Raw genomic sequence first — 18,548 nt, 5'->3', positions numbered from 1 at the left:
TGTGCGTCACGGTCGCGCGCGGGCGCTCTGGTCGGTGGAACTGGCCTGCGACGGCTCCGCCAGCTGGTCATCGACCGCATAGAGCGTGCAGCTGGGCGACCATTTCATGCAGGCTGCCAGCGAGTCGCGCCGGGCCTCCTCGGTCGTCGCACGTCCAGCGCGCCAGCCGTAGCCGCCGTTCGGCGACACCGCAAAGGCCTTGTGCGGCAGCAGGCTGGCGAGATAGCGCGCGAACTCGGCCCGCGCGGCCTCGTTGAGCTGGCGTGGCGGCGGCAGCGGATCGGGCAGGCTCAACAGGTCATGGCCGAGCCCGCGCTCGCGCAGGAAGGCGTCGAGATACGGCGTCCATTGCGGCCGGCCCGCGACCGAATAGAGATAATGCCCGTCTTCGCCGTAAGCCGGTGCCCCCACGAAGCTCGCATTGCCGCCGCCGGCGCGAAACCCGTCATGAAGCCGGCGCGCGAGATCGGGACCGAAATAGGAATCGTTGCTGGCATAGACCCACAGCATGGGCACGCGCGAGGTCTTGCCGAAGGTGGCGAAGGCCTGCACCAGCCCATCCGGATTGCAGACATCCTCTGTCTCGCGCGAGCCGCGGCCGCCGGCAAAATTGATCGCGGCGACGAGGCCCGCCGGCGCCTGTGCGCTCAGCGCCACCGTTGCAAGGCCGCCTGCGGAATGGCCGGCCGCGATCATGCCCGATGTCGTCACGTCGGCCCGGTGCGCCATCGCATCGATCGCGGCGCGCAGATCGGCAACCGCGACGGCGGCCGCCGGCAGGTACGCGGCCCTTGCGCAACTGCCGACGCTGTCGACGCGCCCGCCCGGCGAGGTGCCGTAGCCGCGCCGCATCACCACCAGCGCCGCAAAGCCGCGCCGGGCGTATTCCAGCGCGATGCCATAATATCTGTGCGCCGACATGGTCGCGCGGTCCTCGAACTTGCGCGGCGAGCCGTGGCTGAGCAGCGCCAGCGGATAGCGCTTGGTCCCCACTGGTCGGACCAGAAAGGCCTCCAGCCCCTGCGGTCCGGCCTCCGCCATCGGGATGCGCAGGTCCTCGGTGTAGAACTCCGCGGCGCGCGCCGGTGCACCGGCCAGGGCGAGGCCGGCGATCAGCACGAGCAGCTTGCGCGAAGGGATCATGAGACGATTCGACGGGCGGTGCTGCCGAGCATAGCACGAAGGCCGCTCATCGGGACTGCAACGCCGCCAAGGAACGCCTTCCCGCTCGCGCGTGTTGTGCTCTTGGCGGGGGCTTGGCCGATGCTATGGTGTCCCGCACTCACGACAGGACGAGGGTATTCCAGTGGCTGATGTTCATCCCGCGGCGGGCAAGCAGGCCTCGCCGGACGCGCTCACCAATATTCCGCGGCTGGTGACGGCCTATTTCGCCGGCAAGCCGGATGCGTCCGATCCGGCACAGCGCGTGGCATTCGGCACGTCGGGCCATCGCGGCACCTCATTCAAGAACACCTTCAACGAAGGCCACATCCTCGCCACCACGCAGGCGATTTGTGATTACCGCAAGGAGAAGGGCCTGACCGGCCCGCTCTTCATCGGCATCGATACCCATGCGCTGGCCGAGCCGGCGCTTGCAAGCGCCATCGAGGTGTTCGCCGCCAACGGCGTCGAGGTCATGATCGACAAGGATGGCGGCTACACGCCGACGCCCGTCATCTCGCATGCGATCCTCACCTATAACAAAGGCCGCACCAGCGGCCTCGCCGACGGCGTCGTCATCACCCCCTCGCACAATCCCCCCGAGGATGGCGGCTACAAATACAATCCGCCTCATGGCGGCCCGGCCGATACGGACGTGACCGCTGCCGTCGAGAAGTGCGCCAACGCCTATCTCGCCGGCGAGCTCGAGGACGTGAAGCGCATCGACTATGCCAAGGCGCGCAAGGCCGCCAATGTCCACGCCTACGACTTCATCACGCCTTACGTCGCCGATCTCGGCAATGTCGTCGATCTCGACCTCGTCAAATCCGCCGGCGTCAAGATCGGCATCGATCCGCTCGGCGGCGCCGCCGTGCATTACTGGCATCCGATCATCGAGCGCTATGGCCTCAACGCAACGGTCGTGAACGAGGCGATCGACCCGACCTTCCGTTTCATGACGGTGGACTGGGACGGCAAGATCCGCATGGACTGCTCCTCGCCTTACGCGATGGCGAGCCTGATCGGCATGCGCGACCGCTTCGACGTCGCCTTTGCCAACGACACCGACGCCGACCGCCACGGCATCGTCACGCGCACCGGCGGGTTGATGAATCCGAACCATTACCTGGCGACCGCGATCTCCTACCTGTTCGCGCACCGTCCGGATTGGGGCAAGGATGCCGCGATCGGCAAGACCGTGGTGTCGAGCTCGATCATCGACCGCGTCGCCAAAAAGCTCGGCCGCAAGCTGGTGGAGACGCCGGTCGGCTTCAAATGGTTCGTCGACGGCCTCGTCACCGGCGGCTTCGGCTTCGGCGGCGAGGAGAGTGCAGGGGCCTCGTTCCTGCGCCGCGACGGCGCGGTGTGGACCACCGACAAGGACGGCGTCATCCTCGGCCTGCTCGCTGCCGAGATCATGGCCAAGACCGGCCGCGATCCCAGCCAGATCTTCAATGATCTCACCGCCGAGTTCGGCATGCCGCATTACGCCCGCATCGACGTTGCCGCCACCGGGCCGCAGAAGAACATCCTGAAGTCCCTCACGCCGGAGCAGCTCGGCCTCAAGGACCTCGCCGGCGATCCCGTTCGTGCGACGCTGAGCAAGGCGCCCGGCAACGGCCAGCCGTTCGGCGGCATCAAGGTCGAAACCGATTTCGGCTGGTTCGCGGCGCGCCCGTCCGGCACCGAGGACGTCTACAAGATCTACGCCGAAAGCTTCCGCAGCCCCGAGCACCTGAAACGGATCCAGGAGGACGCCCAGGCGGGCCTAGCCAAGGTGTTCGCGGCGTAAGTTGTTCCGAGAGGTCGCCGCTGTCCTACCCTCCCCTGGAGGGCCCTCCCTCCAGGGGAGGGTAAGCGGAGCCGGAGCCGGACGCGGTCATTCCCCCGCTATGTATACAATCACAAGGATAAAGGTATTGAGGTAGAGCTGATTCTATCTTGAACAATTCTATCCTTCAGCTATTGTATACATAACGTATTCATAAGCCGTGGGAGTGAGACATGACAAAACCCTTCCCCATGAACGCCTGGTACGCCGCGGCGTGGGACGCCGACGTCAAGGCGGCGCTGTTGCCGCGAACGATCTGCGGCAAGCATGTCGTGATGTATCGCAAGGCCGACGGCACGGTGACCGCGCTGGAGGACGCCTGCTGGCATCGCCTGGTGCCGCTGTCCAAGGGCCGGCTTGAAGGCGACACCGTCGTCTGCGGCTATCACGGTCTCAAGTACAATGCGCAGGGCCGCTGCACCTTCATGCCCTCGCAGGAGACCATTAATCCCTCGGCCTGCGTGCGTGCCTATCCCGTGGTCGAGCGTCACCGCTACGTCTGGCTCTGGATGGGCGATCCCGCGCTCGCCGATCCCGCGCTCGTCCCCGACATGCACTGGAATCACGATCCGGCCTGGGCCGGCGACGGCAAGACCATCCACGTCAAATGCGACTACCGCCTCGTGCTCGACAATCTCATGGACCTCACCCATGAGACCTTCGTGCACGGCTCCTCCATCGGTAACGACGCCGTCGCCGAGGCGCCGTTCGACGTCACCCACGGCGAGAAGACGGTAACGGTGACGCGCTGGATGCGGGGCATCGAGCCGCCGCCGTTCTGGGCCAAGCAGCTCGGCAAGCCCGGCCTCGTCGACCGCTGGCAGATCATCCGCTTCGAGGCGCCGTGCACCATCGCGATCGACGTCGGCGTCGCGCCGACGGGGACCGGTGCACCGGAAGGCGACCGCTCGCAAGGCGTCAACGGCTTCGTGCTCAACACCATCACGCCGGAGACCGAGAAGACCTGTCATTACTTCTGGTCTTTCGTCCGCAACTATCGTCTCGGTGAGCAGCGCCTCACCACCGAGATCCGCGAGGGCGTCTCCGGCATCTTCCGCGAGGACGAGCTGATCCTCGAAGCGCAGCAGCGCGCGATGGACGAAAACCCCGACCGCATCTTCTACAACCTCAACATCGACGCCGGCGCGATGTGGTCGCGCAAGCTGATCGACCGGATGGTGGCGAAGGAGAACGCCCCAAAGCACCTTCAGGCCGCGGAGTAGAACATGGCCGAGCGTGAGGTCGACCGCTCCATCTCGCAAACCGTGAAGGCGCAGCTCGCGCTGCGCGACCAGATCCTGTCGGGCGCCTTGCGGCCGGGCGAGCGCATCTCCGAGCTGCAGGCGGTGGAGACGACAGGCGCCTCGCGCACGCCGGTGCGCATGGCGCTGGTGCGGCTGGAGGAGGAGGGGCTGTTGGAGGCGATCCCCTCCGGCGGCTTCATGGTGAAGGCGTTTTCGGAGCGCGACATCTCCGATTCCATCGAGCTGCGCGGCACACTGGAAGGCCTGGCGGCGCGCTTTGCCGCCGAGCGCGGCGTCTCCGCGCGCGAGCTCGAGCCGCTGAAGGAGTGCCTTGCTGCGATCGACGAGCTGCTGGGGCAGGTGCCGATCTCGGTCGATGCCTTCTCGTCCTACGTCGCGCTGAATGCGCGCTTCCACGCCCAGCTCACGGAACTGTCGCGCAGCCCCCCGCTGATCCGGCAGATCGACCGCGCCTCGGCGCTGCCGTTTGCCTCGCCGAGCGGCTTCGTGATGGCGCAATCGGCGCTGCCGGAGGCGCAGCAGATCCTGATCATCGCCCAGGAGCACCATCGCGTCGTGATCGACGCCATCGAGAACCGCGAAGGCGCGCGCGCCGAGGCCGTCATGCGCGAGCATGCCCGGCTCGCGGTGCGAAACCTGCGGCTCGCGCTGCGCAACCGCACCCATCTCGACCTCTTGCCGGCGCTCGCGCTGCTCAAGACCGCAACCGATTGAGGGCAGTCACCATGCGCTTCATCGAGACCTGGACCCCGGCAACGCTCGTCACCACCCGCGATCTCACCCCGAACGTCCGCGAATTCCTGATCAAGCCGGATCAGTTCGAGGCCGCGGCCTATCCGGTCGGGAGCCACATCAATGTCAGCATCACCATCGACGGCCTGCCGGAGACGCGGTCCTATTCGCTGGTCGGTGAGGTCTCCTCGCACGGCCTCCGAATTGCTGTGCGCCGCGCCGAGGATTCCCGTGGCGGCTCCCGCTACATGTGGTCCTTGCAGCCGGGCGCGCGGCTCGACATCACCCAGCCCGCCTCGCTGCTCGCGGTCGATTGGACCCGCGACAATTATTGCCTGATTGCCGGCGGCATCGGCATCACCCCGATCCTCGGCGCCGCGCAGGCGCTGGCGCGGCGCGGGGCGGATGTCACGCTGCATTATGCCGTACGCTCGCGCCGCGAGGCCGCCTATCTCGACGATCTCGGCGCAATGCTTGGCGATCGTCTCGTGGTTCATGCCAGCGACGAGGGCAGCCGGCTCGATCTCGACGCGCTGTTCGCCTCATTACCGCAAGGCACGCTGACGCTCTTCTGCGGCCCGATGCGCATGCTCGACGCCGCACGCCATGCCTGGATCGGCGCCGGCCATCCGCTCCCCGATCTCCGCTACGAGACCTTCGGCTCCAGCGGTACGCTGCCGACCGAAACGTTCACGGTGCGCCTCAAGGACTCCGGTGTCGAGCTCGAGATCCCGCGCGAGCGCTCGATGCTCGACGTGCTCAATGCCAGCGGCTTTGAGGTGATATCCGATTGCAAGCGCGGCGAATGCGGCCTCTGCGCCATCGACGTGGTCGACGTCGACGGCGAGATCGACCATCGCGACGTCTTCTTCAGCGACCACGAGAAGAAGAGCAACCACAAGATCTGCACCTGCGTCTCTCGGGCGCGCGGCACGATCACGGTAGATACGTTGCTGCGCGCGGATGCGGTTTGAAGGAGGCCGGAGCGGGACTCTCCTAGGAGCAAGCAGACGGCGCCGCGGGCTCCACCTCTCCCGCTTGCGGGAGAGGTCGCGCCGAAGGCGCGGGTGAGGGTTCTCTCCTCTGGGGGAATCCCTGTAGCCCGGATGGAGCGCAGCGAAATCCGGGGCGGTGTTGCTCCGGCGCACACTCGTCCCGGATTGCGCTCCGCTCCATCCGGGCTACGAAGGACCAATCGGTAGAGCCCTACGCCGCGTGGATCGCCCGATATTTCTTCGTCTCCAGCAGCGCCATCACCCCATCCGCGGCCACCGGCCGGCTGATCAGATAGCCCTGCACCTCGTCGCAACTGATCTGCCTGAGATATTCGAGCTGGTCGGCGGTCTCGACCCCCTCCGCAACGACGCCGATCCGCAAATCGCTCGCAAGCGAGATCACCGATTTCACGATGGCCGCGCAGTCCGGCTGCACCAGCATGTCGCGGATGAAGGACTGGTCGATCTTGATGCGGCTGAACGGCAGCTTGCGGAGGTAGGTCAGCGAGGAGAAGCCGGTGCCGAAATCGTCGAGCGCGAGGGTGACACCGAGCTCCAGCAGCGCGTTCAGGACCGTCGCGGCCGAACCGTATTTCGCCAGCAGCATCGATTCCGTGATCTCGATCTCGAGCCGATGCGGGGCGATCCTGGCGTCGGCGAGCGCCTGCACGATGGTCTGGAGGATGGCGGTGTTGTGGAATTGCGCGGCCGAGAAATTCACGGCGACCCTGATCTCTTCCGGCCAATCCGCAACCGTCGCGCAGGCGCGGCGGATGACCCATTCGCCGATCTCGTGGATCAGCCCGGTCTCCTCCGCGATTGGTATGAATTCACTCGGCGGTACCAGCCCCCGCGAAGGATGCTGCCAGCGCAATAGCGCCTCGAAGCCGGTGATCCGGTTGGTGCCGAGATCGAGGAACGGCTGGAACACCAGAAACAGCTCGTTGCGCGCAATCGCGCCTGCGAGGTCCGCTTGCAGCGCCTTGCGCTCGCGGGACGATTTGTCGTCGGCCTGTTCGAAGAAGCAGACCGTGCCCGGCCCCACCTTCTTGGCGCGGTAGAGCGCGGCATCGGCATTCTTCATGAGGTCGAGCGGCGTGTTGCCGTCGCGTGGCGCCAGCACGATGCCGACGCTGATCGCGCCGACCATCTGGCGGCCCTCGATCTGGAACGGCTCGCTGAACGCCGCGACGAAGCGTTCGGCGATCTCGAGCGCATCCTCGGGCCGTGTCAGATTGGCCATCACCAGCGCGAACTCGTCGCCGCCGATCCGCGCGACGTGCTCGGCGGCGCGCGTGCAGCGTTGCAGGCGGCTGGCGACCTGGACCAGGAATTCGTCGCCGGCGGGATGGCCGAACTGGTCGTTGACCTCCTTGAAGCGGTCGAGATCGAGCAGGAGCACCGCGAATTCCTCGCCCGATAGCGCCAGCCGCTTGAGCGCGGCATCGAGCGTTTCGTTGAAGGCGACGCGGTTGGGCAGGTGGGTCAGGGGATCGAGCCGCACCGTGCGCTCGGCCTCGATCTGCCGGATGACGCGCCGCGCGAACGAGAACGAATTGACGAACACGCCGCGCAAAAGGACGCTGCCGTAGATCACGACGAGAAAGGCGATGAGGAGAAAGGCGAGATCGCCGTTCCGGCCGAGGCAGATGGCGATGCCTAGGAAGATCGGCGCCGTGAAGGCGATCGCCGCGATCGGGATGGTCGCGAAGGCGAGCGCGCCGCCGGCCAGCATGCCCGCGCACAGGCAGGTAATGACGAGCTGGCCGCCGCTGGAAGCGTCGGCGAAGAAGGCGACCGGGACGATGCCCCAGGCCGCGCCGAGGATGAAGGCGTTGCGCACCAGCCGATACATCGCGCGACGCGAGACGAATTGCGGCTTGGTGATGCGGCGCGCGACGTGGGATTGCAGGCCAAATCCGATCGCGGCGCTGGCGACAGCCGCCGCCCAGATCAGGGCGGGCATCCTGTCCGGCGACTGCCACAGCGCGATGGCTAGCACAATGGCGTTGCAGGCATTGGCCAGCATGATCCCGACCGAATAGCCGAGCACCAGCGACATCTGCTCGGCGCGGATATGCCCGGCCACCGCCTCGTCGGTTGCGGGACCGCCAAAGGCCGACAGATCGCCGGCGAACAGCCGTGCGACATAGTTGGTCGTTCGAGTCCGCATTAAGGAGCCTGGCAGCGAGCGTCTTTCGTCGGGCGCGTAACCGAGAATTCGCCGCAAACCTTTGACGAACTATGAATTATCCCCCGTTTGGCGCGCCGGCCGCCACCACTTCTGCGTGTTCATCACGAAGTATCGATAACAAATCGATACAAACGCCCGGCAAGCCGGACATCAAACGGGGCGAGGGCGCGGCCTCAGCTGAGTGATGGCGACCCCCGACATCGCGAGCAGTCCGCCGACGATCAGCTTCGGCGTCAGTCGGTCGCCGAGAAACAGTACGCTCGAAAGCAAGGCGAACACCGGAAGCAGCAGACCGAAGGGCGCGACGCGGACCATCGAGCAACGGGCGATCAGCCAGAACCAGAGGCCAAACCCGACAATTCCTCCCACGAAGATCGTGTAGGCGAGCGCCAGCCAGCCCCGTTCGCCCGCTGTCGCAAGGCTCGCCGCTTGTCCATACTCCAGCAGCAGCGACATCAACATGACCTGCGGCACCGTGAGCAGCGACGACCATCCCATCAGCATCAAGGGGTCAAAGGGGCCGTAGCGTTTCGTCAGCACGTTGGATACCGCGAAGGCGAAAGCTGCTCCGACCACAAGCAGCAGCGGAAGGGGATTCGCGGACTGGCCCGGCTCCGCCGCCAACACGGTCACGCCGACGAATGCAAGCATCACCCCGGCGCAGGTGGCAAGTGACGGTCTCTCCGCCAGCAGCGGCCAGGCCAACAGGACGGTGAAGGGCGTGGCGAGTTGGTATGCGACGGCCGACATGCTTCCAGAGCCGAGCCCAAGGCCAACGTAGAAGAGCCCGAAATTCAGTCCGCCCAGGAAAAGCGAAATGGCTGCGACCGGGCCGAGCTGTCGATGCGTGGGCCTGGCGACGAACGGCACGAGCAGCAGTGCGATGGCCAGAAAGCGCAGTGCGAGGAAGAAGAGCGGCGGAAACTCCGCAACGCCCACCTTGATGGCCACGAACTGATAACCCCAGATCAGGGGAACGGCGATCGCGCAGACGATCTGGATGGCAGACATGGCGCACGTCCCTTTCAAGACTGATCAGTCCAAATATAGGCCCATCATCAGCGGAAGCATTGCGGGGTCCTTACCTGACGAAACGACCGATGAGAACGTCGACGGCGGCCTGCGATGTCGTTCGTACCGGTGCCGTCTTGCCGACCACGCGCAGCCCTTCAACGAAACAGACGAGAACCCGGGCGGCCGTTGCTGGCTCGATGCCGTCGGCCAACCTGCCCGCCGCTTTCGCGCGGGACAGGGCCTCCGTCACCTTGGCCTCCATCGCCTTGAAGAAGCTCGCAACGCGTCGACCGACTTCGGCATCCCCGCCAGCCAGTTCCATGGCCGTGGCCACCAGGAGGCATCCGCGCCGACCATTGCTGCCGCTGGTGCGCTCGACGTAGCCGGCAAGATAGGCCCGCAGGCCGTCGACCGGGTCGTTTCGAGGATCGAATTCGACATCCATCCGCGCCAAGGCATCCGCAATGTAGCGATCGAGCGCGCGCAAGAAGAGCGAATGCTTATCACCGAAAGCGGCGTAGAGACTGCCCCGCGACAGCCTGGTCGCACGAAGGAGATCGGGCAGCGCCGTGGCGTGATAGCCGCGCGACCAGAACACATCCATCGCGCGTTCGACGGCGGCGTTCATGTCGAAACTTCGCGGTCGGCCACGGGGCAACGGCGCTGGGGTGTTTTGCCTCATGCGGATATATAGACCGATCAGTCGATAAATGACAAGCCCCTCGCAATCGCAGCGCACCGTGCTCTGGGGATCATCTGCTTCCCAGTCGGACGTCAACAGCAATTGCTCCGCTGCCGTTTGCTCGTCAGCGGATCGAGACGTCTCATTGATCGCGTGATACGTTCCTGGACCGATCAGGCGACCATGCGCCGCGTCGGCACGGATGCGTTCGAAATCCCGGGGGCCTGTCCATGAGCGAGCCTTCAGCCGACGTGTCGGCAACTGTCGAATACACGATGGACAAGTGGCGGATGGACCGGGTCCCATGGGCGATGTGGGCTTGCGTCGCCGGCCTTGCGGTCGCGCTTAACGCCGAGAGTCGCGGCCAGAATGGAGCCGTTTTGGCCGTCGTCTATGTGGCTCTATTGGGTCTGGCATTCGCAGGCTATGCACTGACGAGCCTGATCGGACGGTCCGGCCTGCCCTTGCTGCTGGAATTGTTGATCGGCGTCCTTGTCCTGATCATCGTCTCCGGCGTGATCGGTGTGATCAGCGTGTTGGTCGGCGGGCCAAGCGGCCGCTCCAGCTATGTCGGCGCCATGCGCAGTCTCTATTGGAGCCATCTCGTGAACCCATCGCTGAATGTTTTCGGCTGGATGATGCTTTACTTGGGATTGGGATGGATCGCGTTTTCAGCTTACCGGCACTTTTACGCGGATCGGGCGGTCGTCTCCATGTCTTCCGCGGGCATCCACTTCCACAGGCCATGGCTCAAAGGTCTCTTCATTCCCTGGCAGGAGGTGCGCGGGGTGGGCCATCTGGTCGTTCCCGGCATCTCGGGGGTGCCGTACGTCAGTCCATACGCTGCGGCCGTCACGGTAGGGCGGGACTTCTATGAGCAGCACATCGCCTCGAAGCGCAGCTTCTTCGCGCCACCCGGGGCAGAGGCCATGTTCCAGCCGAAAGGCGAGATGATGCAGGTGGTGCTGAGCAGCGCCGACATGGCGGTCAAGCCGGAAGATTTTCTCGGTCCTGCCGAGGTGCGATGGAAAGCCTTCGGGGATCGGGCCGGATCGTCATCACAGCCCGCCGGCACGATCGTCTATGGACGGTGGTCCATCAACGGATCTGCATGGCAGGCGGTTCAGTTTCTTGCGCCTCTCGTCGGCCTGGCCGTGGTCGTGCTGTACCGATAGGGCATTCCCGCTCAGCGTCCGAGTTGCTTCGGATCATAGAAGAAGCGCTCCTCGGCGATCTCATTGCCTCGCCAGGTCTGCCACGCAACCTCTTCCAATGTCCGCGTCGCGCCCTCGGCGTGGGTGAACGAGAATTTCCAGCGGCTGGCGACGACGTCGCCATCGATCAGGCTCGGGCCGAGCCGCACGGCCGTGACCTTCTTGAACGCCGCCAGCACGCCGCGCTCCTTGTCCGCGAGCTTGTCGCGCCCGACCACGGGCTCGGCCAGGTTCTCATAGGTCGCGGCGTCCGGAGTGTAGTAATCGAGGATGGCGCCGACGAAGTCGCCATCCTCCAGCCGCTTGGCAAAGGCTTCGACGATCTCTCGGCTCGGCATGGCGACCTCACAATTAAAACCGACTGATAGTCGGTAAATACCGACCGATAGTCGAAAAGTCAACTGGCCGGCTGTACCGAATTCAACTAGACGAGACTCATGGCCAAACAGGCGGAGCGGCGGGCGGCAACATCGGAAGCGATCCTGGCGGCGGCGCGGCGCCTGTTCGGGACGCACGGCTTTGCCGCCACCACCATGGACGACATTGCCGAAGGCGCTTCGGTCGCCAAGGGCGCGGTCTATCATCACTTCAAGACCAAGGAGGCGGTGTTCGCAGCCGTGTTCGACCAGGTCTCGCGCGACCTCGTTGCCGAGATCGACCGCACGGCGCGCACTGAAAAGGACGTGCTCGCCGCCATGGTCGCCGGCACCCAGCACTATTTTGCGGCCACCGCGAAAGGTCCGACCGGCCAGGTCATTTTGCGTGACGGCCCGGCCGTGCTCGGCTGGGAGCGCTGGCGCGAGATAGACGCACAACATTTTGGCGGCAAGCTGCCGCGTGCGCTCTCCGCAGCGATGGAGGCTGGCCTGATCGCGCGCCAGCCGGTCGAGCCGCTGGCCCGGCTGCTGCTCGGCGCGGTGACCGAGGCCGCGGTCGCCTGCGCCGGACGCGTCGATGTCGCAAAGGCCGGCGCGGAATATGCCCGTGCGTTCAAGTCGCTGGTCGAGGCGCTGCGCGTCAGGGCTTGATTGTGCTACTCACGAGCTCGAAACGCCCACGCCAACAAGAAGAACAGTAGCGCATGAACGCAACTTCCTCGCTCGCACCCACCGATCCCGAATTCGACTACATCATCGTCGGCGCCGGCTCCGCCGGCTGCGTGCTCGCCAACAGGCTCTCGGCGAACGGCATGCACAGCGTGCTGCTGCTCGAGGCCGGCCCGAAGGATTCCAACATCTGGATCCACGTCCCGCTCGGCTACGGCAAGCTGTTCAAGGAGAAGAGCGTCAACTGGATGTACCAGACCGAACCGGAGCCCGAGCTGAAGGGCCGCCAGGTGTTCCAGCCGCGCGGAAAAACGCTGGGCGGATCGAGCTCGATCAACGGCCTGCTCTATGTCCGCGGCCAGCACGAGGACTACGACCGCTGGCGCCAGCTCGGCAACACCGGCTGGGGCTATGACGACGTGCTGCCCTATTTCAAGAAGGCCGAGAATCAGTCGCGCGGCGCCGATCAGTATCACGGCACGGGCGGGCCGCTCCCGGTGTCCAACATGATTGTGACCGATCCGTTGTCGAAGGCCTTCATCGACGCCGCCGTCGAGAGCGGTCTGCCCTACAATCCTGATTTCAACGGCGCGACGCAGGAAGGCGTCGGCCTGTTTCAGACCACGACGCGCAACGGCCGGCGCGCCTCGACGTCGGTCGCCTATCTCGGGCCTGCCAAGTCCCGCAGTAATCTCAAGATCGAGACCTCTGCGCACGCCCAACGCATCCTGTTCGAGGGGCGCCGCGCCGTCGGCGTCGAATACCGGCAGGGCGCAGCTTTGCGCCGCGCGCGTGCACGGCGGGAAGTCGTCGTGTCGAGCGGCGCCTACAACTCGCCGCAGCTGCTTCAGCTCTCAGGCGTCGGGCCCGGCGATCTCCTGCGCAAGCATGGCATCGAGGTGGTGCTCGATGCTGCCGGCGTGGGCCATGATCTGCAGGATCACATGCAGGTCCGCATCGTCATGCGCTGCTCGCAGAAGATCACGCTCAACGACACCATCAATCATCCGCTTCGCCGCACCATGGCCGGCGCACGCTATGCGCTGTTTCGCAAGGGCTGGTTGACGATCGCTGCCGGCACGGCGGGCGCCTTCTTCAAGACCAGTCCGCGTCTCGCCTCGCCCGACATCCAGGTGCACTTCCTGCCGTTCTCGACCGACAAGATGGGCGAGAAGCTGCACGCCTTCTCCGGATTCACCGCCTCGGTGTGCCAGCTCCGGCCCGAGAGCCGCGGCACCCTGCGCATCAAGAGCGCAGACCCGACCGTGCCGCCGGAGATCCGGATCAATTACATGTCCACCGAGACCGACCGCACCACCAATGTCGAGGGCATCAAGATCCTGCGCAAGATACTGAACGCGCCGGCGCTGAAGCCTTTCGTGGTCAGTGAGTACGACCCCGGCGAAAAGGTATCCACGGACGCCGAGATCTTGGATTATTGCCGCGAGCGCGGCAGCACCATCTACCATCCGACCTCGACCTGTCGTATGGGCAACGACGCGCTCGCGGTGGTCGATCAGCGGCTGAAGGTGAGGGGGCTCGACGGCCTTCGCGTCGTCGATGGCTCGATCATGCCGGACCTCGTATCGGGGAACACCAATGCGCCGATCATTATGATCGCCGAGAAGGCGTCCGACATGATATTGGAGGATGCGCGATAAATTCGCCCTGAAAGGAAGTTCGACTTGGCTACTCGATTTCGGATCGGCACGCGGAAGAGCGCGATGGCGCTGGCACAGACGGAAGAGATTGCGCGCCGCCTGACCGCCGCCGTGCCCGGTCTCGACGTCGAGATCGTCAAGTTCGATACCACGGGCGATCTCGACCAGACCAGCAAGCTGCTGCCGCATGGCGGCAAAGGCGGCGCCTTCGTGGCGCAGATCCGCGCCGCCGTGCTGTCGGGTGAGCTCCAGGCAGCGATGCATTCGTTAAAGGACATGCCGGGCAACGAGGACACGCCCGGCCTCGTCATCGGCGCCACGCTGTCGCGCGATCCGCCTGGTGATGCGCTGGTGCTGCGCGAGGGTGTGACGCTGGAGGCGCTACGGCAGTCCCGCGGCAAGGGTTTCAAGATCGGCACCAACGCGGTGCGCCGCGCAGCCTATGCGCGGCGGCTGTTCCCCGATGTCGAGGTGATCCACTTCCGTGGCGCCGCCGACACGCGTGTGCGCAAGCTCGACAACGGCGAGAAGCAGCGGCTGCCCGATGGCGGCGCGGTCGGACCGGCCGACGCACTGATCATGGCGCGCTCGGGCCTCAATCGCGTCGGCTTGTCTGGCCGCATTGCCTATGAATTCAGGGCAGCGGAGATGCTGCCCGCGGCAGGGCAGGGCATCGTTGCCGTCGAATGCGCCGCGCAGGACTGGCAAACGCGACAAATCCTGTCGTCGATCGACGACCCCGCCGCGCATGCTTGTGCCGACGCCGAGCGCGAGGTGCTGTGGGTGCTGAACGGCCATTGCAATTCGCCTGTGGCGGCATTTTCGACCGTCATTGTCGATCGGATGGCGCTGACGGCGTCCGTGCTCGACCTCTCCGGCAACACCATCATCGAGGCCGGGGGCACAGGTTTTGCCAATCGTCCGCGCGAGCTCGGCCGCGCGGTGGGACTCGAGCTGCTGGCGAAGGGGGCGGCGGAGATCATCGAGCGCAGCCGGCCGCGCTAGACTCTCACCAACTTTTCTCATGGGGGCGATGATGCCATTATGCCCCTGTTTTGCCCGACGGGTCAAATCTCGTCGCTTCCGGATCTGAAGCTGCGCCGTGCGAAATTCTTCAATGATTTGTACTGTGCATGGGGTTGTTTTCGCGGTTTTTGTTGACGGCTTTCTTTTCCCTCAGCTCATGGTTCGAGACGCGCCGTAAGGCGGCGCTCCTCACCATGAGGGTCCAGGGGATTTCGAAGTGAACACAAGCCTCATCCTGAGGAGCGCGCCCTAGCGCGCGTCTCGAAGGATGGCCGCAAACCGAGATGCCGACCGCTACCCCCGCACGCGCCTGATCATCTGCTCGACATGCGCAATCGGCGTTTCCGGCTGAATGCCGTGGCCGAGGTTGAAGATCAGCCGCCCGGCAGCAAAATTGGCCAGCACGTTGTCGACCGCGCCATCGAGTGCGGCGCCGCCCGTGATCAGCACCAGTGGATCGAGATTGCCCTGCACCGCGACCTTGCTCTGCACCCGCTCGCGAATGAAGTCAGGCTCCGCGGTCCAGTCGATGCTGACGGCGTTGACGCCGGTGGCTTCGACGTAACCGGGGAGCTGCGCGCCGGCCCCGCGCGGGAAGCCGATGATCTTCGCGTCCGGCACCTTGGCCCTGACGCCCTCCACGATACGCCGCGTCGGCTCGACCGACCAGCGCGCGAACTCGGTCGGCGGCAGCACGCCGGCCCAGGTGTCGAAGATCTGCAACGCGTCGGCCCCGGCGTCGAGCTGTGCCAGCAGATATTGAATAGAGTTGTCGACCAGGACGTCGATGATCTCTGAGAAAGCTTCCGGATGGCGGTAGGCCATCATCCGGGCCGGCGCCTGGTCCGGCGTGCCGTGGCCCGCGACCATGTAAGTCGCCACCGTCCACGGTGCGCCGCAGAAGCCGATCAGCGCGACCTCGGGATCGAGCGCGCCGCGCACGATCTTCAGCGCCTCAAACACCGGCTCGAGCTTGCCGAAATCTGCGCGCGTCGCCAGCGTCGCCACCTTGGCCGGATCGTCCAGCGGCTCGAGCCGCGGGCCCTCGCCGACCTCGAACCGCACCGAGCGTCCGAGCGCATAGGGGATCACCAGGATGTCGGAGAAGATGATCGCCGCATCGAAACCGAACCTCCGGATCGGCTGCAGCGTCACCTCGGCGGAAAGCTCCGGGTTGAAGCAGAGATCGAGGAAGCCGCCCGCCTTGGCGCGCACCTCGCGATATTCCGGCAGGTAGCGCCCGGCCTGGCGCATCATCCACATGGGCGGGATGGCTTGGCGCTGGCCAGAGAGGACGTCGATGAAGGGTTTCGTCGAAGGCTGGGGCACGAATGGTCCTGAAAAAGGTTGTGCCTCCTGATACACCGCTGCGGCCCTCAGCGGAACAGTGGAACCAGCGCAATCGGGCCGCGTTGACCAGCCAATGGAGGAGATCATGGCTGAGACATTCAACCCCGCGCCGCACGATAAGCACGCCGAAGACCTGCGCGAGGCGCTCGCTGCCGATCGGCAGTCCAAGCTCGACGACGGGCTGAGGGACACGTTCCCAGCGTCCGATCCCGTGAGCGCGGCGCAGCCGACGCCCTCGAAGGCCGACGCCGATGCCGAGCATCCTTCGCTCTGGGCCAAGGTCAAGGCCATCTTCAGCTAGCGGCGGCGGGCGCCGGATTCCGATCGGCCCGCTAATGTCTTGTTAGCGATGCGCCGATCGCCGCGTCCGTAAGACTACTGGAAAGGGCGGAAACCGCCGCGTAGTCCGGTAGCGATTTCAGAATTAAATAACACAAGCGGCAGAGGTTTCCGAGCGATCGGAGGACCCTGCCGCATGAGTGCTACCCAACGAGCCGGATGGAGCCGCCTGCCGCTGCGCGCGGCGGCTTTCGTCGCGCTGACCTGCGCGACCATCCTCGGCGTCAGCGGTTGGCGTGAATGGACGGCTCGCGATGCGGTGCTTAAGGACGCCGAGATGGAGATGGCGAACGTTGCCCGTTCGCTGACCCAGCATGCCGAAGACAGCCTCGATCTCCTGGATTCCGGTGTCGTCGGCGTGGTCAGCCGGTTGGAGATGGATGGCACCGCCCCGGTCACGATCGCGAAGCTGCGCACCTTGCTGGATGTGCGCAAGAAGGCGATCGCGCGCATTCACAGCCTCGCCATCATCGATGATCGGGGCAACTGGCTGACCTCACCCGGTACGATTGGCACGACCTTCAGCGACGATGCCTTCTTCCGATATCACCAGCTCTCGCCGAAGCGCGAGGCCCATGTCGGCCGTCCGGTGAAGAGCCTGCTGGACGGCGAATGGGTCGTCACCCTGTCACGCCGCTTCAGCAAGCAGGACGGCAGCTTCGGCGGCGTGGTGCTCGCGACCATCAGCTCGAACTATCTGTCGCATTTCTACAAGCAGTTCGAAATCGGCCGCAACAGCTCCGTGTCACTGGCGCATGGCGACGGACTGATCGTCGCGCGCAATCCCAGCAACGAGACGTTCGTCGGGCGTAGTGTCGCCGACAAGCCGTTGTTCCGCGAGCCGAGCCTGCAACGGCCGAGCGGCGCTTATCATTTCACCTCGCCGCTGGACGGTGCCGAACGCGTCAGCTTCTTCAATCGCAGCAGTCGATTCCCGCTCCTCCTGCTCGCCACCGTCGACAAGGACGAGCTGCTCGCGCCGTGGCGCGCGGCGGCGATCTCCCGCATGCTCTACGTGCTCGCGCTGGTGATGCTGATCGCAGTCATCGGCGGCGTCCTGGTGCGGCAGTTGCAGCGCGGCCAGCGCATGGCCGTCGCGCTGACCGAGACGGAGGCGCATTTCCGCCTGCTCGCCGAAGGCTCCAGCGACATGGTGACGCGGATCGGCCTCGATGAGCGGCTGCGTTATGTCTCGCCCTCGTCAGTCCGTGTCGTCGGCTGGCGTCCAAATCAGTTGATCGGCACGCCTGCCTCGCGGGTATCAATCCGGAAGACCTGCCGGAGGTCCAGGCGATCGTCGACGCGATGAAGCGCGGTGAGAAGGAGGAGGCGCGTCTCACCTACCGCAACTCGCATCGGCAGAACGGCGAAATCTGGCTCGAATCGACCATGCGGGTGACACGCAAGGACGATGGCCGCGTCGACGGTGTGGTTGCGATCTCCCGCGACATCACCGAGCACAAGAGGCTGGAAACCAGGCTCGAGACGCTGGCGATCGAGGACAGTCTCACCGGCCTCGCCAATCGCCGTCGTTTCGACGAACGCCTGAAGGAGGAATGGGCGCGCGCCTATCGCGACCGCTCCAGCCTTGCTCTGCTGATGATCGACGTCGACCACTTCAAGGCCTACAACGATGAATACGGCCATCCCGCGGGCGATGCCTGCCTGCGCCTGATCGCCAAGATCATCGCGGCCGAAGCGCAGCGCGCCGGCGATCTGGCGGCGCGTTACGGCGGTGAGGAATTCGCCATGCTGATGCCGAACATCGATGCCGCCGGCTGCGCCCGCGTCGGCGAACGGATCCGCATCGCCATTCACGAGGCCGGCCTCGCCCATAGCAGCAACCAGGCGGCTGGATGCGTCACTGCCTCGCTTGGCGGCGCAGCCTGCCGACCGGCGTTCGAACGAACCGCGGGGGTCGCTGCGCTGGTCGAAGCTGCCGACCGGGCGCTCTATGCCGCCAAGGCCGCAGGCCGCAACCGCCTGGTAATGTCCGGCGAGGTCATGGACCTGCTGCCCAAGGCGTCCGGCCAGTAAC

At 65.4% G+C, this 18,548-nt stretch carries 15 protein-coding genes and 1 pseudogene; 10 read left to right on the top strand and 6 right to left on the bottom strand.

The window, feature by feature from the left end; all coding sequences use genetic code 11:
* Nucleotides 1-6 precede the first annotated feature (6 nt).
* Nucleotides 7-1,143: an alpha/beta hydrolase family protein gene (locus ACVWYQ_RS14540; RefSeq protein WP_404543467.1), complete on the bottom strand. Its 1,137-nt coding sequence runs from the start codon at nt 1,141-1,143 to the stop codon at nt 7-9.
* Between the two features lie 163 nt (nt 1,144-1,306).
* Between ACVWYQ_RS14540 and pgm the strand changes: the two genes are divergently transcribed.
* The 4 genes from pgm (at nt 1,307) to ACVWYQ_RS14520 (ending at nt 5,963) form a co-directional block, all read left to right on the top strand.
* Nucleotides 1,307-2,953, top strand: a complete 1,647-nt coding sequence (gene pgm, locus ACVWYQ_RS14535) for a phosphoglucomutase (alpha-D-glucose-1,6-bisphosphate-dependent) (protein ID WP_271538467.1) — start codon at nt 1,307-1,309, stop codon at nt 2,951-2,953.
* 212 nt (nt 2,954-3,165) lie between these two features.
* Entirely contained in the window at nt 3,166-4,215 is a 1,050-nt protein-coding gene (locus tag ACVWYQ_RS14530) for an aromatic ring-hydroxylating dioxygenase subunit alpha (protein ID WP_271538465.1), read from the top strand.
* Nucleotides 4,216-4,218: 3 nt separating this feature from the next.
* Entirely contained in the window at nt 4,219-4,971 is a 753-nt protein-coding gene (locus tag ACVWYQ_RS14525; protein ID WP_271538464.1) for a GntR family transcriptional regulator, read from the top strand.
* An 11-nt stretch (nt 4,972-4,982) separates the two neighbouring features.
* The gene (locus tag ACVWYQ_RS14520; protein WP_128262965.1) at nt 4,983-5,963 is read left to right on the top strand and encodes a PDR/VanB family oxidoreductase; all 981 of its coding nucleotides are present in this window, start codon (nt 4,983-4,985) and stop codon (nt 5,961-5,963) included.
* A 232-nt stretch (nt 5,964-6,195) separates the two neighbouring features.
* Here the strand turns inward: ACVWYQ_RS14520 and ACVWYQ_RS14515 are convergent, their stop codons facing one another.
* The 3 genes from ACVWYQ_RS14515 to ACVWYQ_RS14505 form a co-directional block, all read right to left on the bottom strand.
* A complete protein-coding gene (locus tag ACVWYQ_RS14515) occupies nt 6,196-8,157 on the bottom strand; it encodes a putative bifunctional diguanylate cyclase/phosphodiesterase (protein WP_271538460.1) in 1,962 nt (653 codons plus the stop codon).
* A gap of 171 nt (nt 8,158-8,328) precedes the next feature.
* Nucleotides 8,329-9,189 carry a DMT family transporter gene (locus ACVWYQ_RS14510; RefSeq protein WP_271538458.1) on the bottom strand — a complete coding sequence of 287 codons (861 nt, stop codon included), beginning with the start codon at nt 9,187-9,189 and terminating at the stop codon, nt 8,329-8,331.
* 70 nt (nt 9,190-9,259) lie between these two features.
* The gene (locus ACVWYQ_RS14505; protein WP_271538456.1) at nt 9,260-9,820 is read right to left on the bottom strand and encodes a TetR/AcrR family transcriptional regulator; all 561 of its coding nucleotides are present in this window, start codon (nt 9,818-9,820) and stop codon (nt 9,260-9,262) included.
* Between the two features lie 284 nt (nt 9,821-10,104).
* On the opposite strand from ACVWYQ_RS14505, the gene ACVWYQ_RS14500 reads away from it, so the two are divergent.
* The gene (locus tag ACVWYQ_RS14500; protein ID WP_271538454.1) at nt 10,105-11,049 is read left to right on the top strand and encodes a hypothetical protein; all 945 of its coding nucleotides are present in this window, start codon (nt 10,105-10,107) and stop codon (nt 11,047-11,049) included.
* Between the two features lie 11 nt (nt 11,050-11,060).
* On the opposite strand, the gene ACVWYQ_RS14495 is transcribed toward ACVWYQ_RS14500, so the two are convergent.
* Complete coding sequence (locus ACVWYQ_RS14495) at nt 11,061-11,426, bottom strand: nuclear transport factor 2 family protein (RefSeq protein ID WP_271538452.1); 366 nt, start codon at nt 11,424-11,426, stop codon at nt 11,061-11,063.
* A gap of 99 nt (nt 11,427-11,525) precedes the next feature.
* Here ACVWYQ_RS14495 and ACVWYQ_RS14490 point away from each other — a divergent pair, with 99 nt between their 5' ends.
* From ACVWYQ_RS14490 to hemC, 3 genes are read left to right on the top strand one after another with little or no spacing between them, the layout of a single operon-like run.
* A complete protein-coding gene (locus ACVWYQ_RS14490) occupies nt 11,526-12,116 on the top strand; it encodes a TetR/AcrR family transcriptional regulator (protein ID WP_271538450.1) in 591 nt (196 codons plus the stop codon).
* Between the two features lie 53 nt (nt 12,117-12,169).
* Nucleotides 12,170-13,795 (top strand): GMC family oxidoreductase, encoded by a 1,626-nt coding sequence (locus ACVWYQ_RS14485; RefSeq protein ID WP_271538448.1) that lies wholly within the window; start codon nt 12,170-12,172, stop codon nt 13,793-13,795.
* Between the two features lie 24 nt (nt 13,796-13,819).
* Nucleotides 13,820-14,800 carry a hydroxymethylbilane synthase gene (gene hemC, locus ACVWYQ_RS14480; protein WP_456725726.1) on the top strand — a complete coding sequence of 327 codons (981 nt, stop codon included), beginning with the start codon at nt 13,820-13,822 and terminating at the stop codon, nt 14,798-14,800.
* Between the two features lie 315 nt (nt 14,801-15,115).
* On the opposite strand, the gene hemE is transcribed toward hemC, so the two are convergent.
* On the bottom strand, nt 15,116-16,150 hold the full coding sequence (gene hemE, locus ACVWYQ_RS14475; protein ID WP_456725725.1) for a uroporphyrinogen decarboxylase: 1,035 nt from the start codon (nt 16,148-16,150) through the stop codon (nt 15,116-15,118).
* A 106-nt stretch (nt 16,151-16,256) separates the two neighbouring features.
* Here hemE and ACVWYQ_RS14470 point away from each other — a divergent pair, with 106 nt between their 5' ends.
* Together ACVWYQ_RS14470 and ACVWYQ_RS14465 are read left to right on the top strand one after the other, a co-directional pair.
* Complete coding sequence (locus ACVWYQ_RS14470; RefSeq protein WP_036035323.1) at nt 16,257-16,472, top strand: hypothetical protein; 216 nt, start codon at nt 16,257-16,259, stop codon at nt 16,470-16,472.
* A 174-nt stretch (nt 16,473-16,646) separates the two neighbouring features.
* Nucleotides 16,647-18,547, top strand: a pseudogene (locus ACVWYQ_RS14465) (diguanylate cyclase).
* Nucleotide 18,548 lies beyond the last annotated feature (1 nt).

The sequence above is a fragment of the Bradyrhizobium sp. USDA 3397 genome, assembly GCF_054060965.1.
This window is presented reverse-complemented; position numbering and strand designations above follow the sequence as displayed.